16 protein-coding genes are annotated in these 15,747 nt (G+C 49.7%); 10 read left to right on the top strand and 6 right to left on the bottom strand.

The genetic code is table 11. The features are described from left to right. Window positions 1–118: 118 nt before the first annotated feature. Together B5X72_RS09455 and B5X72_RS09460 are read left to right on the top strand one after the other, a co-directional pair. The gene (locus tag B5X72_RS09455; protein WP_079716958.1) at window positions 119–1,099 is read left to right on the top strand and encodes a GlxA family transcriptional regulator; all 981 of its coding nucleotides are present in this window, start codon (window positions 119–121) and stop codon (window positions 1,097–1,099) included. A 5-nt stretch (window positions 1,100–1,104) separates the two neighbouring features. After that, entirely contained in the window at window positions 1,105–1,647 is a 543-nt protein-coding gene (locus B5X72_RS09460) for a hypothetical protein (protein WP_079716641.1), read from the top strand. Between the two features lie 11 nt (window positions 1,648–1,658). Here the strand turns inward: B5X72_RS09460 and B5X72_RS20925 are convergent, their stop codons facing one another. Further along, window positions 1,659–1,910, bottom strand: coding sequence for a hypothetical protein (locus tag B5X72_RS20925; protein WP_217698121.1), 252 nt, complete (start codon window positions 1,908–1,910; stop codon window positions 1,659–1,661). After that, window positions 1,873–2,769, bottom strand: a complete 897-nt coding sequence (locus B5X72_RS09465) for a Gfo/Idh/MocA family protein (protein WP_217698122.1) — start codon at window positions 2,767–2,769, stop codon at window positions 1,873–1,875. Before B5X72_RS09465 ends, B5X72_RS20925 begins: the two co-directional genes overlap by 38 nt. Before the next feature lie 134 nt (window positions 2,770–2,903). Between B5X72_RS09465 and B5X72_RS09470 the strand changes: the two genes are divergently transcribed. From B5X72_RS09470 to B5X72_RS09495, 6 genes are all read left to right on the top strand, one after another. Continuing rightward, on the top strand, window positions 2,904–3,449 hold the full coding sequence (locus B5X72_RS09470; RefSeq protein WP_079716642.1) for an OmpA family protein: 546 nt from the start codon (window positions 2,904–2,906) through the stop codon (window positions 3,447–3,449). Window positions 3,450–3,458: 9 nt separating this feature from the next. Then, entirely contained in the window at window positions 3,459–4,637 is a 1,179-nt protein-coding gene (locus tag B5X72_RS09475; RefSeq protein WP_079716643.1) for an AIR synthase related protein, read from the top strand. Between the two features lie 35 nt (window positions 4,638–4,672). Then, complete coding sequence (locus B5X72_RS09480) at window positions 4,673–5,110, top strand: ATP-dependent zinc protease family protein (protein WP_139378624.1); 438 nt, start codon at window positions 4,673–4,675, stop codon at window positions 5,108–5,110. A 54-nt stretch (window positions 5,111–5,164) separates the two neighbouring features. Then, a complete protein-coding gene (gene rimK, locus B5X72_RS09485) occupies window positions 5,165–6,091 on the top strand; it encodes a 30S ribosomal protein S6--L-glutamate ligase (RefSeq protein WP_079716645.1) in 927 nt (308 codons plus the stop codon). Between the two features lie 37 nt (window positions 6,092–6,128). Beyond that, complete coding sequence (gene lgt / locus B5X72_RS09490; RefSeq protein WP_079716646.1) at window positions 6,129–6,953, top strand: prolipoprotein diacylglyceryl transferase; 825 nt, start codon at window positions 6,129–6,131, stop codon at window positions 6,951–6,953. 242 nt (window positions 6,954–7,195) lie between these two features. Next, window positions 7,196–8,413, top strand: a complete 1,218-nt coding sequence (locus B5X72_RS09495) for a multidrug effflux MFS transporter (protein ID WP_079716647.1) — start codon at window positions 7,196–7,198, stop codon at window positions 8,411–8,413. On the opposite strand, the gene aroQ is transcribed toward B5X72_RS09495, so the two are convergent. Continuing rightward, entirely contained in the window at window positions 8,352–8,774 is a 423-nt protein-coding gene (gene aroQ / locus B5X72_RS09500; RefSeq protein ID WP_079716648.1) for a type II 3-dehydroquinate dehydratase, read from the bottom strand. The genes B5X72_RS09495 and aroQ overlap by 62 nt on opposite strands. Before the next feature lie 28 nt (window positions 8,775–8,802). Continuing rightward, window positions 8,803–10,461 (bottom strand): gliding motility protein RemB, encoded by a 1,659-nt coding sequence (locus tag B5X72_RS09505; protein WP_079716649.1) that lies wholly within the window; start codon window positions 10,459–10,461, stop codon window positions 8,803–8,805. Window positions 10,462–10,641: 180 nt separating this feature from the next. Between B5X72_RS09505 and B5X72_RS09510 the strand changes: the two genes are divergently transcribed. Then, complete coding sequence (locus B5X72_RS09510; protein WP_079716959.1) at window positions 10,642–12,060, top strand: glycoside hydrolase family 125 protein; 1,419 nt, start codon at window positions 10,642–10,644, stop codon at window positions 12,058–12,060. Between the two features lie 32 nt (window positions 12,061–12,092). Continuing rightward, on the top strand, window positions 12,093–12,914 hold the full coding sequence (murI, locus tag B5X72_RS09515; RefSeq protein ID WP_079716650.1) for a glutamate racemase: 822 nt from the start codon (window positions 12,093–12,095) through the stop codon (window positions 12,912–12,914). Window positions 12,915–12,924: 10 nt separating this feature from the next. Here murI and B5X72_RS09520 read toward each other — a convergent pair whose 3' ends face one another. Together B5X72_RS09520 and B5X72_RS09525 are read right to left on the bottom strand one after the other, a co-directional pair. Continuing rightward, the gene (locus tag B5X72_RS09520; protein WP_079716651.1) at window positions 12,925–13,449 is read right to left on the bottom strand and encodes an OmpA family protein; all 525 of its coding nucleotides are present in this window, start codon (window positions 13,447–13,449) and stop codon (window positions 12,925–12,927) included. Between the two features lie 32 nt (window positions 13,450–13,481). Further along, window positions 13,482–15,647, bottom strand: coding sequence for a glucoamylase family protein (locus B5X72_RS09525; RefSeq protein ID WP_176146152.1), 2,166 nt, complete (start codon window positions 15,645–15,647; stop codon window positions 13,482–13,484). Between the last annotated feature and the right edge of the window lie 100 nt (window positions 15,648–15,747).

Genomic DNA, 15,747 nt, shown 5'->3' on the forward strand with positions numbered 1-15,747 from the left:
TGGAAAGGCACCGGCATGAATGGTCCATACAAAACGACTTCAAACGGCAAAGATAATTTTTTGGCCGCATATTTTTCATGATGTTTGTACCTTTGGTGTAAACAACGATGCGATTACCATGCAACTGTCCATCATTTTGACCAATAAATACCGACTATTGAGCCTTGCAGCTATCGTGGACGTATTTGAAACCGCCAATCGTTTCTTGCAAGAGGATGGCAAGCCCGAGTTGTTCAACATTACCTTCGTCGGCACGACGGCAACCAAGGTACTTCCTGACAGCTTAAGTCATATCGCTTACGCAACAATCGAACGGGAGCAGGTTTACGACCTGATTTTTGTGCCTGCTTTCGGACCGGTAGACATGGCGAAAACCTTGGAAGAAAACAGCTGTTTATTCCCGTGGTTGCATGCGCAATATCAACGGGGCGCCATGCTGGCCAGCAATTGTACGGGGGCATTCCTCCTCGCCGCCTCGGGACTGCTCAACGATAGGCGGGCGACCACGCATGTAGACGCCGCCGATAAACTGGCGACTTACTTTCCGAAGGTCAAGCTTGAACAGGATGCGGTAGTGACCCATGACGCCAACATCTACACCAGTGGCGGCGCGACGAGCGGTTTCCACCTCATGCTGGCATTGATTCAGAAATGCTGCGGCAGGGAAATGGCCGTTCGCATCGCAAAAACGTTTTCCATCGACATGGACAGGGAGAACCAGGCGCACTTTAGCCATTTTGCTCCCGTGGAAACGCATGACGACGCACTGGTGATGCGCGTCCAGCACAAAATCAAAAGCCAATTCCCTGAAATCAGGAGCATCGAGGAAGCTATCGCTGATATTCCGGCCAGTAGACGGAATTTTGTGCGTCGGTTTAAGCAGGCCACAGGCCTCACTCCCATCCGTTATCTACAAAAAACCAAAATCGAAGCGGCAAAGAAATTGCTGGAAAATACCGAAAAAGGATTGTTTGAAATTATGCTCGCGGCCGGATACAATGATATGAAAAATTTCAGGCAGCTATTCAAAGAAAACACCGGCATGACACCTAAGGCATACCGGGATAAATTCGCCATGCGGTTCGAACCCATAATCTGATCACGATGCGTACGATAACCGGATATACCCTTTTTGTGCTCTTGCTCGCTGCGTTTCACGTCAACGCGCAGCCGACCCCTGGGAAAGAAAAGCTTGTACTCACCCTTCCGGCCGAATACCGGTGGAAAGACAAGACGATACCGAAGGACACCAAAGGGATACGGGGCATGTCCTATACAGTAAGGGGGAAAAATGCGCAACTCGCCCCGGTGAAGACGGTCACCACTACAACCATCGATAAGCGTTATTACCCGATGAAAGCCGAGGGGTCGCCAGCGGAAAAGCTCGAATTCGAAAAAGCCGGATGCCCCGGTGCAACGCTCGACGTGATTGATAAAAAGACCGTAGATGGCCGCACAGCAATTCTATACGCGATTAAGGATACGAAGTCCGCGGATGGTGACTGCGGAACAACGGTATTGCTGACCTATGTAGCCGAAGGGCCCACGGCATTGCATACCGTTGAGGTGGCTATTCCGACGGCGCATTTTACGCAGGAACTATACCAGCTATGGTGTGACGTATTGCTGCAAAGCCGTATCGAATAGCGAAAACCAACCTAAAGCACTATCCGTTCGCCTCGCTTAGCCGATTCCCTTGCCGCATGCAAAATCTCCACGACAATAAGGTTGTTGGCGAGGGAAGACAAATCGTTTTCCGTATCCATGGTTCCACTAAGCACCGCTTCCAAGTAAGCGAGGTGATCGCGGAAATACCCGTTCTTCACCGGTATATTCGTCTGGCTACCGGGGCTTGAGTAACGCACCAGTGTACTACCGTCTATTGGCATGAAACGAAACGTCCTCGCCATATACCTGTATATCTTTAATGCTGTACGGCCAATCCCATGAGGCCTGAATGATGCCGGTGACGCCTCCCTTATATTCCAGTATGATTGTGGCGTCGTCATCCACATTCGGATATACCGCCGGTTTTAATTGGCGGGTAACGGCCGTCACCGCCAAGGGCCGCTGGTTTTTCATCAGCCACGTCATCAGGTTGGCACCATAACAGCCGAAATCTATCAACGCGCCGCCTCCATTTTTTTCCGGATCAGTTAGCCAACTTAAAAAAGCCTCGCTGCATCCAATTTCTTTTGGCCCCTGATGCCCATCCTTGACGATCACTTTTTTCAATGTGCCGAGCGCTCCTCCATCTGCCATTTGTTTTAATGCCTGGTTACTTGGATACCAGGTCGTCTCGTAATTGGTATATACCGCCGTCCCATGTGCTGCAGATAAGGCAGCGATGCGTTGCGCTTGTTCGTTATTAATCGCCAAGGGCTTCTCTACCATCAGCGGTATTTTCAACGGCAAGCAGGCCTCCGCAATCTTCACGTGCTCGGAGATGGCGTTGTAAGCCAGCACGACGTCAGGGCGAACGGCCTGGAGCATCTCGTCGACCGTTGAATAAAACAACGTGTCCGAAAGTTTATAACGTGCCTGAAAGCGACGTATCAACGCCTGATCCGATTCGGCGATGCCAAGGATGTCCACCTCATGCCGCTGATAAGCGCTTAACAGCGGATGGACATGATCATGGCTCAATCCGGCAACTGCCACTTTTAAGCCTTCCCGTGCAAATGCATCATTGAATAGCAATAACGAGAAAATGAGGGACACATATCGCTTCGAATAGGTTGGCATCATCATTGTACTTATCTTCACCATAACTATGAATTCATGTAATTCCGCATAAACAGATTAAGAACCAAGTATATGGAAAAAAATCATAGTTATGTATGATCCACTCCATATAATTTATCAGATATTTTCCTATGTTTACAACAGCAAAGTTATTTCACATGAAAACCGTAAAGAGTTGTATATTAATGGCCTATATCGGGATATTGGCCGTATCTCATCAAAGCTGCAAGCCGAAACAAGTCGTACTCCAGCCTGCCGCTGAAGTAATTGAAAGGGAAACCCCGGCAGAGCGGGTTGTTGCGGAGCCAAAAAAAGAAGAGCCTAAAGCAGCACCTACCCAATCGGAGCCGGCACCGGTAGCACCGCCAAACTACAATTTCAAGAATATTCAATTTGAGTATGATTCGCACGTATTGAAAACGGAATCTTATGCCATCCTCGATCAAATCGCACGGGAAATGCAAAAAGATCCCAATGCCCGATTTGTTATCGACGGCCATGCTTCTATCGAAGGTACCGCTGCTTATAATATGGAATTATCTATTGATAGAGCGAATGCCGTTAAATTATATTTGGTCAATTCGGGAATCAGTGGAAATAACCTAACCGTCAACGGCTATGGGGCTACCCGGCCTTCAGCATCTAACGATACCGAGGCCGGCCGGGCGCTCAACCGGCGTGTAGAAATCAAGCATGTAGATTAAGGGAGGGAAATGGCAGATTTAAAGTATAACCAACGGGGGGTTTCCGCAGGCAAAGAGGACGTACACCATGCCATCAGAAATTTGGATAAAGGGTTATTTCCAAAGGCCTTCTGCAAGATTATACCCGATATATTAGGCGGTCACGACGCTTGGTGCAACATCATGCATGCAGACGGGGCGGGCACGAAATCATCGTTGGCTTACGTGTACTGGAAAGAGACCGGCGATCGGTCGGTATGGCGCGGCATTGCCCAAGATGCGATTGTCATGAATCTCGACGATTTGCTGTGCGTGGGCGCGACGGATAACATCTTATTATCGTCGACCATCGGACGCAATAAGCATCTTATTCCCGGAGAAGTGATTGCCGAACTTATCAATGGCACGGAGGAGATCCTCGCTGAGCTTCGGGAGTTGGGTGTCGGTATCTATTCCACGGGTGGCGAAACCGCCGATGTTGGCGACCTGGTACGGACCATCATTGTGGATAGCACGGTCACCTGCCGGATGAAGCGATCGGACGTCATCTCCAATCACCGCATACAGGCCGGCGATGTTATCGTCGGATTGTCCTCCTACGGGCAGGCCACCTACGAACGGGAGTACAATGGCGGCATGGGCTCGAACGGGCTGACCTCGGCGCGGCACGATGTGTTCCATAAGGCAATTGCTTCCAAATTTCCGGAGAGCTACGATCCGGCCGTCCCTGACGAGTTGGTATTTGCCGGCTCCAAGGGGCTGACTGAGACGATTGACATCCCGGGCCAAGGCCCTGTGACGATAGGCAAGCTGGTATTGTCGCCTACGCGCACGTACGCTCCTGTCATTAAACAGGTCTTCGACAACTATCGCCCGCAGATCAATGGCATGATTCATTGCAGCGGCGGAGCGCAGACCAAGGTGCTTCACTTTATTGACGATTTGCACGTCATCAAAGATAACTTATTTGATGTGCCGCCACTGTTCAAGCTTATCCAGCAAGAGTCCAATACCAGTTGGGAGGAGATGTACAAAGTATTTAACATGGGACACCGGATGGAACTATACGTGCCCGAATCCATAGCCGCAGACATTATCCGCATTTCGGAACAATATGGCATCGCCGCACAGGTCATCGGGCGTGTAGAATCCTCGGCCGCAAAACAGGTCACCGTTGAGTCTCCTCTTGGTACGTACGTTTATTATTGACCCAGCCCACGTCTAAGGCAACAACCACCCCCTTTATGTTGAAAACCATCGGCTGGAAGGAAACCGTAGATTTGCCGGAGTTGGGTATCACCGATATCCCCGCTAAGGTGGATACTGGCGCACGTACATCCGTGCTCCATTGCAGCCACGTTCAATTAATCAAGAAAGGCAGGAAGCAATATGTCGAATTCCGCCCGTTGGATGGCCATCCCGGTCATCAAACGAATACGTATGTCTTCCCCTTTCATAGCGAGCGGCGCATTCGGAATTCGTTTGGACAGGAGGAAAATCGCTATATTATCAAGACCACCATCTTGTTTTTCAACGAACTGCATCCGATTGAACTGTCCCTGCGCGACCGTTCAGGCATGGAGTTTCCAATATTGTTGGGCCGATCGTTCATCCGGAGGAAGTTCCTTGTAGACGTTTCTCGGGCAAATCTGTCAAAAAAATCAACCAAAGACAGCAAGTAATCCAAACATTAACCCGTCCTTATTGTTTCTATCGACGATTAATCGCAGCACCACGTGAAAATAGCCGTATTATCGACAATCAAAAGCCTATATTCTACCCGCAGACTGGTGGAGGCCGCCCAAATGCGCGGCCACGAGTGTGTGGTCATCGATCACAGCCAATGTTATGTAGGTATCAAACAAGGAAAACCCAGCATCCATTACAAAGGACAGGACATCTCCGATATTGACGCAATCATCCCGCGTATCGGGGCTTCCGTCACCTTCTATGGTTCGGCCATTGTCCGTCAATTTGAAGTAATGGGCGTTATATCGGCCAACCCAAGCCAAGCGATCACGCGGTCGCGCGATAAGCTTCGCTGCATGCAGATACTCTCCGGGGCTGGCATTGGCATGCCTACCACCGGTTTTGCCCGCCGAACACGTGATGTAGACGACTTAATTAAAATGGTTGGTGGCCCGCCCCTGGTCATCAAACTGCTGGAAGGCACCCAGGGTATTGGCGTCGTGTTGGCCGAAACCCGTAAGGCGGCTTCATCCGTTATCGAAGCATTTTACGGGTTGGGCAATAATATCCTTATCCAGGAGTACATTAAAGAGTCCCGCGGAACAGACATTCGTGCTTTTGTCGTGGATGGCAAGGTGGTCGGCGCCATGAAACGTACCGCCAAAGAGGGCGAATTCCGGTCAAACTTACACCGAGGTGGCACCGCGGCTGTAATAAAGCTGAATAAAGCCGAACGGGAAACCGCAGTGCGGGCGGCACGGGAATTGGGACTGACCGTATGCGGGGTGGATTTGCTGCCCTCAGACCGGGGACCACTGGTGCTCGAAGTCAACTCATCTCCGGGGCTTGAGGGCATCGAAAAGGCCACGCACAAAGACATTGCCGGCGAAGTCATCGCCTTCCTTGAGAAACAATACATCTTAAAACAACAAACCAAAAAAGAACGGAAGGCAAAGGCAGGCCCTAAACTTTAAAAACACTATATTTACCGGCCTAAACAGTTTAATAACCATGACAAACAGCATATTAAGCGCCATTCACTGGAATGTAAGCCCTGAGATATTCAGTATCGGCAGTTTTGAGGTCCGGTATTATACCCTGTGTTTCCTGCTGGCTTTTGTCAGCAGTTATTTCCTGATGCTACGTATCTTTCAACGCGAAAACAAGTCACAGGAATTGCTTGATCAGTTAAGTATCTACATCTTCATTGGTACCTTGCTGGGTGCCCGCTTGGGGCATTGTTTATTTTACGAGTTCGATTACTATAAAGACCACCCGTTGGAGATGATCTTGCCCTACACCTATGTCAATGGCAAATTTACCCTTACAGGTTTCCACGGGTTGGCCAGCCATGGCGGCGCTATCGGTATTTTGGCTGGCATTTTCCTGTTTTGCCGCAAAACGAAAACCGATTTTCTTTGGCTTACCGATAGGCTCGTGATCGTCATTCCGTTGGCAGGCGCCTTTGTACGCATCGGCAATTTCTTTAATTCAGAAATCATAGGCTTACCTTCCGATTTGCCTTGGGCCGTAGTCTTCGAACGTGTAGACCAAATCCCGAGGCATCCTGCACAGCTATACGAGGCCCTGTCATACGTGCTTATATTTGTCTTGTTGTGGAATATCTACCACAAGAAGCCCGCGTTGAAACCAGGATTCATTTTCGGCTTATTTCTGATCCTGCTCTTCGGTGCCCGATTTGTCCTTGAATTTGTCAAAGAAAACCAAGAAGCGTTCGAAGACGGGATGACCTACAACATGGGACAATTATTGAGTCTGCCCTTCGTCGCTGTTGGTATTTACCTCTTATTCAGGCCAGCTAAGAAAACAGCGTAACCGTCGGCAGACCGGCTCAATAGGTAGCTGTAAGCTGTGCTGACAGGTTTCGGGCCGAACAGGGGCTTTCGCGGGATCCGAGGGCAGCTTTGGATACGCAACGCAACTGGAGGACTCGCTCCGTTCATCCCCCAGGTTGCTTATGCGCATCCAAAGTGCCCGGACAAAATGCTTAAAAGGCGCCCCTACCAATTGAATAAAGAAAGTAAAAAGCCGAAACAAAGCTGTAATTTTGTAACTGCATGGCAGCTACAACAAGGCATCGTCTTTTTACCTTCATTATCCTTGGACTCTTATCGGCTGTAGGCCCTTTTTCCATTGATATGTACTTGCCCGGTTTCGATGCCATCGCAGCCAGCTTAAAGACCACTGTAGCACACGTCCAACTCTCATTAACGTCTTTTTTCATCGGCATCGCTTCCGGCCAGCTCGTTTACGGGCCGCTGCTCGACCGTTTCGGCCGTAAGCCACCATTGATTGTCGGGCTGGTTATTTATATTGCAGCATCCATCGGTTGTGCCTTGACCAACTCCGCAGACAACCTGATGGTGTACCGCTTTATTCAAGCACTGGGCAGCTGCGGCGGCATGGTGGCATCGCGCGCTATGGTCAGGGACTTTTTCGGACCGTCGGAGAGCGCCAAGGTCTTTTCCCTGCTGATGCTGGTCATCGGTATTTCGCCAATCCTGGCCCCTACCGTGGGCAGTTTCGTCATCGCACATTGGAATTGGCATGGTATCTTTATCGTATTGGCGGTCATTACGGCGTTGATATTGGCCGTAGTCGCTTTTTTCCTTCCCGAAAGCAAAGGCCCCAATCCAACCATGTCGCTAATGCCCCGGCCCATTACCCAATCGTACTGGCAGGTCTTCAAGACAAGACAGTTTTTTACTTACGCATTTGCCGGCGGCTTGGCCTCTTCGGGGCTATACGCCTATTTGGCCGGATCGCCTTATGTCATGGTGTCGCTCTATGGGTTGAACGAAAAGCAGTACGGATTGGTATTTGCGTTTATAGCGTCAGCATTAATTGTTGCAAGCCAGTTAAACAGCGTGTTGCTCAATAAACACAGCAGCGAGAAAATAGCCAGAATAGCGTTGATGGCACAATCATCCGTCGGACTCATCCTGACTATCCTCTGTGTCACCGGATATATCAATTTATTGGTGATGATTGGCCTGATTTTTCTGTTCTTGGGCTGTCAAGGTTTTGTGTTCCCCAACACATCGGCATTGGCGCTCAGCCCATTCAGCAGACTGGCTGGTAGCGCCTCGGCATTGATGGGCAGCATCCAGATGGGCTGTGGCGCGCTATCATCTGCCTTGGTAAGCTATCTTCACGATGAAACCACGGTACCGATGGCCGCGGTGATGGCAGGCTGTGCCTTGCTGAGCTTAATTATCTTGTTAGCAAGCTCTCCAGCGCCAGCCGGTAACCATCCAACCCGAAACCGCAAATAACCCCTTTGCAATTTTTTGCCAAATAGGAATGATGTCGGTAGGACTCCCTGGCGTACACATTGGAAATATGCACCTCCACCACCGGGGCCGTTACCGCCGCAATGGCATCTGCTATTGCCAGGGAAGTGTGGGTGTACGCGCCGGCGTTGAGGATGATCCCCTCCGTTGCGAACCCGACCTCATGAATTTTGTCGATGATAGCGCCTTCATGATTGCTTTGGAAATAAGACAACGCCACTGCGGGATAGGCGTCTCGCAGTGCCGCCAAAAACGTGGTAAAATCCTGATCGCCGTAAATGCTTTTTTCCCGTATGCCTAAGAGGTTCAGATTCGGGCCGTTGATGATGGTAATCCTGCTCATACTGCAATATCAAAAAAAATAGTCTGTTTTAAAAATCATAATAGAAATTGCGGAACGAGCCACGCAAGCCCAGGGTAATCATGCCCGTCTGGGGATGCCTGCCCAATTCAGGGATTTCATGCCGGCGGTATACCGCACCGGCTTCAATCCGCAGGTTATATTTCGGATTAAACAAATAGGATACCCGCCCATCGGCAAAGAATAAATTGTTTTTAACTCCCTGGCCGATGTAATTGCCATACTCGTTGGCCGGTATCAGATACGATTTGAAAATATCTCCGCCGAAATTCGCTTCGGCATCTGGATCTGTACCGAACTGGCCCCATATCCCCTGGAATGAAAAATCAAACCGGCCGTATGAATAATTTAGTATACCCACCAATTCCCGGAAGTTGGCCCCCCAGGGGTGCGCCAACGGCTGCCCGTAATTGCTGTAGTTGCTTGCCGGATCGAAGTGCGCATAAGTATACGGGCGCGCCGTATTGTATTCTGCCAAGAAGTTCAGATCTTTTATGCCAAAAGCGTCAAATCCTCGGAAACCAAGTTGCGCCCCCCATTTGTTGGTCACATGCCCGTTGGTTGAGAAGAAATTCTTGGCCACGAATTCCCCCAAAAGGAACTGCCCGTACACCGATAGGTTCTTCAGGGCTTTGTATTTGGCATTTAATCCCAGGTGCATTTTGTCCGGAGAAGATGTATTGGTCAGTTCCACCGGTCGCATAAAAATAACCGGGTTAAAATAGTTAAAATCAAACCCCCGCCGCCCCGCGGCATTTTTGGCTCCCCACACGACCGATTGGAATAAGCCCACAGATAGCCTATTGTCAACATTCCAATCCAGGTATTGGAAAGCCCCCCATTTCCAGTTGTCGCCGCCCCGTGTCGGCAAACCGGTAATCGGGTCATACGTATTCGAACGCGGATGCATGGGATCCATCATGTACGTCCACATACTTAAGTATTGGACATTTCCCAAATTTCCGGTCAGCTTCAACGCCGTATAGTTTGATGAAACATCAGACAGCAGCATCGAACGGTATCCATCGCCAATAAACTGTTTGTCGTAGGCCAGCGTAACATTGAGGTATTTATTTACGGTGTACGACAATACCGCCGAAGAATACATCCAGTCGCTCATCTTCGGGTTGGAGTAGGACGTCTTGCCATGGCCTTGACCAGGAACGATGGCTTGCTCAAAAACATAAGCATTCAGGTACTGCGGAAACACCGCTTGATTCTCGAAAAAATTCACATAAAGGAAAAACTTATCCTGTATGGTCAGGCCCGCTTGTGCACCCCTGGTGTTTACCCAGGTCGTCCGACCTCCGCCGGCAAAATCACGCCCAAGCTGAAAATCAGGCAGAAAATCGGCATAAAACGTGTGATCGTCTTTTTTGATATCAATCAAATGCTCATTATACAGCTTGCGGCCCCACCATGAAGTCCGTTCGGTCACACCCAACTGCATCAACGAATCATACCGCGGCTGCAACGCGCTGTCAATGATGAGCGGTTTCAACGCGGTATGAAGCCTTGTATCGCTATGGTACAATACGTTATTGAGTTTCTGGTAAAACTGATAAGAATAAGGCTGATAGGTTGATTGCGCGTTTCCGATATAAACCGCACAACTTAATATCACGACGGACACCGTCCGTATGCAATTATCGTATAGACGTTCTATCATATGAAAAAATCAGACAACAAAGATAACATTGCCATCCAAGAATTAAGCCATATTATGGATTAAAATGGTTTGCTGGCGCTAAAACGAATTGGCAGCTACTTGGTATTAGTTTTTTTTGCATATTGCGGCACTGAAATCGGTGCAGATGAATCTGCAGTACCCATAAATGAACCAGGTATCATGAAACGAAGAACATTTATTCAAAACACAGCGATGTTAAGCGCGGGGCTTTGGGCAAGTAAGTTTTCGATGGCTTCCAACGCGCAGGAATTTCCGACGGTACGTGTATCGCCCAACGAGCGGCACTTCTCCAGCGAAGCGATCGAGCAGGCTATTCAAGAATTCCAACGTCAAGTGGGAGATAAAGAACTCGTATGGTTATTTGGCAATTGTTTCCCCAATACGCTTGATACCACCGTCTATCCCGAAGACAAGGACGGCAAGCCTTACACCTATGTGATTACCGGCGATATCGACGCCATGTGGCTCCGCGATAGCTGCGCACAGGTCTGGCCTTACCTACCTTTTATGGCTGCCGACAAAAGCCTTCAACGGCTGGTCGCAGGTCTGGTCAATAAACAGAGCCAATGCATCAACATCGATCCATACGCCAACGCGTTCTACAACGACCCCACCAAGGTGGGTGAATGGGGCAGTGACCACACCGACATGAAGCCGGGCATCCATGAGCGCAAGTGGGAAATCGACTCCCTTTGTTATGCGGTCCGCCTGGCTTACGCGTATTGGAAAGCTACGGAGGATACCTCTCCGTTTGGTAAGGAATGGGTGACCGCCCAGCGGAATATCCTGAAAACGTTCAAGGAACAGCAGCGCAAAGACAGCCTGGGGCCTTATCGGTTTGAACGGACCACCGCACGCGGATCGGATACGTTGCAGGTAGACGGATACGGGTACCCTGTCAACCCTGTAGGACTTATCTGTTCCAGCTTCCGGCCCAGTGACGATGCCACTGTCTTTTCGTTTCTCATCCCCTCCAATCTATTTGCGGTGGTGAGTCTGCGCCAATCAGCAGAAATGCTCGCTCACCTCGCCAATGAACAAGCGCTCGCTACGGAAATGCTTGACTTGGCCAATGAGGTGGAAAATGCCGTAAAGGAATACGGCATCGTAGACCATCCGATGCATGGAAGGATATACGCTTATGAGGTCGACGGGTTTGGCAGTTACATGATGATGGATGATGCCAATGTACCCAGCCTCCTATCGCTTCCCTATCTCGGCGCGGTGGATGTCAACGACCCGATTTACCAACGGACACGCGCTTACGTACTTTCCGAAAACAATCCGTTCTTCTTTAAAGGTTCGGCCGCGGAAGGTATTGGCGGGCCACACATCGGACGAGACATGATTTGGCCCATGGCCATCACCATGCGGGGTTTGACGGCTATTAACGATGCAGAGATAAAATCCTGTATCGAGACCTTAAAAAACACCCACGGTGATACCGGCTTTATGCACGAGTCGTTCCATAAAGATGATCCGAAACGGTTCACCCGTAAATGGTTTGCATGGGCAAACACACTATTTGGCGAATTTTTATGGAAAACCTACAAAGAAAAGCCATATTTGCTGAAGTAAACGGGGTTGAGTGACCTCCGACTACTAAAAAAATGGGGCCCATAGGTATATTTGACTCTGGTTATGGCGGATTGACGGTCTTCCGGGAAATCGTGAAGAAACTGCCGCTGTACGACTACGTATATTTAGGTGATAACGCCCGCGTGCCTTATGGCACGCGGTCATTTGAAACCGTATATGCCTATACAAAGGAATGCGTCGAAAGCCTGTTTAGTATGGGATGCCATTTAGTGGTTTTGGCATGCAATACGGCCTCGGCCAAAGCGCTCCGCACCATCCAGCAAAAAGACTTGCCCCATTGCCCCGATTTGCGCAAGGTTCTGGGCGTCATCCGCCCCACAACCGAAGTAATCGGTCTTCACACCTCGACACGCCATGTCGGTATCCTGGCAACCCCCGGAACGGTGAAGTCCGCTTCATACCCGATCGAAATCCGGAAATTTTTTCCCGACATAACGGTGTTCCAGCAAGCATGTCCGATGTGGGTTCCCTTGGTTGAAAATAACGAATTGGATTCTGAGGGCGCCGCCTATTTTGTCGAGGCAGATATCAAGCGGCTACTCCATCAATCTCCCGATATCGACACGGTCATATTAGCCTGTACGCACTACCCGTTGCTCCTGCCGCTCATCAGACGTTTCATGCCGCCATCTATCCAAATCCTACCGCAAGGCGGTCTGGTGGCCGATAGTCTGGCCGACTACCTCAAGCGCCATGCGGAAGTAGAAATGCTTTGCACGAAGAATGGCCGCACGCATTTCTTTACGACAGACAACGCAGCAGATTTTGAAGAACGGGCCGGAAGGTTTTATGGCCAAGCCGTCAAGGCGTCCGAATTGAAAATGCAATTTTAAGAAGCTACTACTATCGCTTCGCTGTCACAATGGTGACCTCAACCCGGCGATTTCGTTGCCTGCCTTCCTTGGTGTTATTGGGGGCCACAGGTTTAGACTGGCCGTACCCATTCGTCGTAATTCGGGTTTCGTCCAATCCTTTTTCGACAGCATATTTCTTTACAGACTCGGCCCTTTTTTCAGACAACCACTGGTTATACGTTTCTGTCCCCGTAGCATCGGTATGCCCGTCCACAATGAGTGTCGCCCCGGGATAGTCGTTCAAAAGCGCCACCAATTTGTCCAGTTCATTTTTCGCCTGGTCGGTCAAATAAGAAGAGTTCAGCGGGAAAAGCACGTCCGCATCAAACGTGACCATAATGCCCCGATCGGTCATTGCAGCATCTTCAAAATTGCTTTGCACATGCTTCAGGCCATCCTGCGTACCGTCAACGGTTACTTGAGCCCCTGGATTGACTGCCATTTGTTTGTTTTTGCAGGAAAACACCGCGGCAGAAATAATGAATACAAACGTAAAAATGCTATATCGTTTCATGTTGAGAATTGGATGACGTAAAAATAAAAAAACTACTCAATTGAAAAATGATTTTCAATAACCTTTTTTATGTCCGGATGATCGGAAAACAAATCCCAGATTAATCCACTGCGTCCATTTTCAATCATCACCACTACCGCCGCCTGATTCATGGCGTCGTATTCATCTGCCAGCGTGTTTTCACCGATCGCAATCCATTTGCGGAATCCATATTCCGTAAACAGCGCAGGCCCAAGCTGATGGTAGAATGCGCGGATGGACCGCATAGCATCCTCCGGCAGGTAACCATAAGTGGCCGATGCGATAGCGGGATTAACCGCCACCAAGGTATCAGTCGTATCCGAGCGTGTTTCCATCCCCCAGATATCTTTTGAAAACCCACAACATTGATGCTCGTTGTCACGCCGCTGATACGCTTTTGCAAGATTGACGTTGTTGACGAAATAATTGGTGAACCTGTCTTTTTTATTCCTCGGATCAAATGCCAAAAACGGCTTGTATGCTTCCAGCAATGAGGTATCGACCGTTCCAACGGCTATTGGCAAACCATACACGGTACTGTCCGAAGTATAGGGAAATTCCAGATAGCTGGGTAATGAAGGGCCGCTTCCCTCGCGGATCTTCACCGAAAAAACACGGTTGTCTGCCCGGGCCAAGGCCTGGGTCGAATCCACCAGTGTCCTCCGTACCCCCAACCCCCGGGCATAAGCATCCGGTTCAAGTGCAAACTGGGGCGAAGCCAACGCCAGTATATAACAGATAAAGTCGGCATTGAAGCCGCCTAATGGTGAAGCTTCCGTAAATCCGGTAACGGGCGACCAGCGGTCAAGTAAAATATGTTCGTGCCCTTCGATGGCAAATTGATTCCAGGCTACGCCCGCCCATAAGGAATCAATTTTTTCAGTCAGCGAGTCGGTATCGTCACTATCGGCCTGAAAATATTGCTGCGCGACCAGCAATCCCTGCATCAGGAATGCCGTGGCCTTAAGGTCTGCCACGGGAATGGTATCGACCGCAAAGACTCCTTTGCCCGTACGGCCGTTTAGCTCAGCGGGGTACGCCCCGTTGTACCGTTCTACTTTACCCAAAAAATCCACGATACGCTGGAGCCTGCTTTTGACCAACGAACGTGACACAAACCCTCGTTCAACCCCCACGATATATGACAAAATGCCCAAGCCCGTTTCTTTCACGGAAACCGTGGCGTCATCCGTACCGAAATGTGCCGAATGCATGCCGCTGTTTACTTCCGCCCGTTCCCAGAAGTAATTGAAATGTGCCGCTTGCACAGCATCCAACAACGCCTCATCACTGGACGTTTCCGGCGAAGCCTCCACGATATTGGAAAATGGCGATTCGAGGTAATCATAATCTACCCAGGCTATCTTGTAATAGTACGTTTTATTTGAATGGGGCACAAAATCAGTACATTTTTGCACAAAAATAGGCCGGATAGCGACAGGCTCGAAATGCGTGTTGTCTTCTGACCGATAGATTTTAATGTACCGTATGCTGGGGGTGAGCGGCAGTTGCCAGGTAAGGTCCACATGCCTGTCGTACGCTTTCGCCGTCGATAACACGGCTGGCGACGAAAGCTTCACACGTGGCGGCTTAGCGGGCAGAAATTCAATCTGATCGATGTATAGCCAGTGGGTGCCGTTGTCTCCCGTCCCCTGAGAAAACCGCACACCGTCGATTGCCTCATCCATGCGCAAGCCGCCGATAACCCGCAATGGCAATCGTACATTCAGCCACATGTTTTGCTGAAAGTCAACCACATATTTAGCCAAATCTATGAAATTGCTAAGCGTATCCTTCTGCCGCAAAGCTATTCTGGGCAACGCGCCACTTTCCGTATCTGACGCAACAAACAGCTTGAACGTTAGCACGTCATCCGCTTTTGGTTGATAGTGATTTGAACTGTTGGGATAGTCGATCTGCGCATACCAGTGCCCCTCCGGCGAAGCTGTATACTTCAAAGACAACGCATTACCGGGCGTGAAATACACCGAATCCGACACCGGCAACCTGCCACCGACATTTTCCATCCAGCTTCCGCCTTCGTAATGCACCTGACTGTAGGCATAGCTCCCCGGCAACACACTGTTTTCAAATAGTACTTCTGGATAGGTTTCTGCTATGGCCGAAAACGCCGACACGAAAAAAAAATAAAAAGATAACGTAGTTGCTCTAATCATACGCATGACTGAATAATGCCTCGTACTAACAGGACAAAGGTACACAAAAACCAAGCCATTGCTGGTAGTAGGCGATAAGTGACGGGCAATCACTGACCAC

The organism is Parapedobacter luteus (assembly GCF_900168055.1).
GTDB classification, from domain to species: domain Bacteria; phylum Bacteroidota; class Bacteroidia; order Sphingobacteriales; family Sphingobacteriaceae; genus Parapedobacter; species Parapedobacter luteus.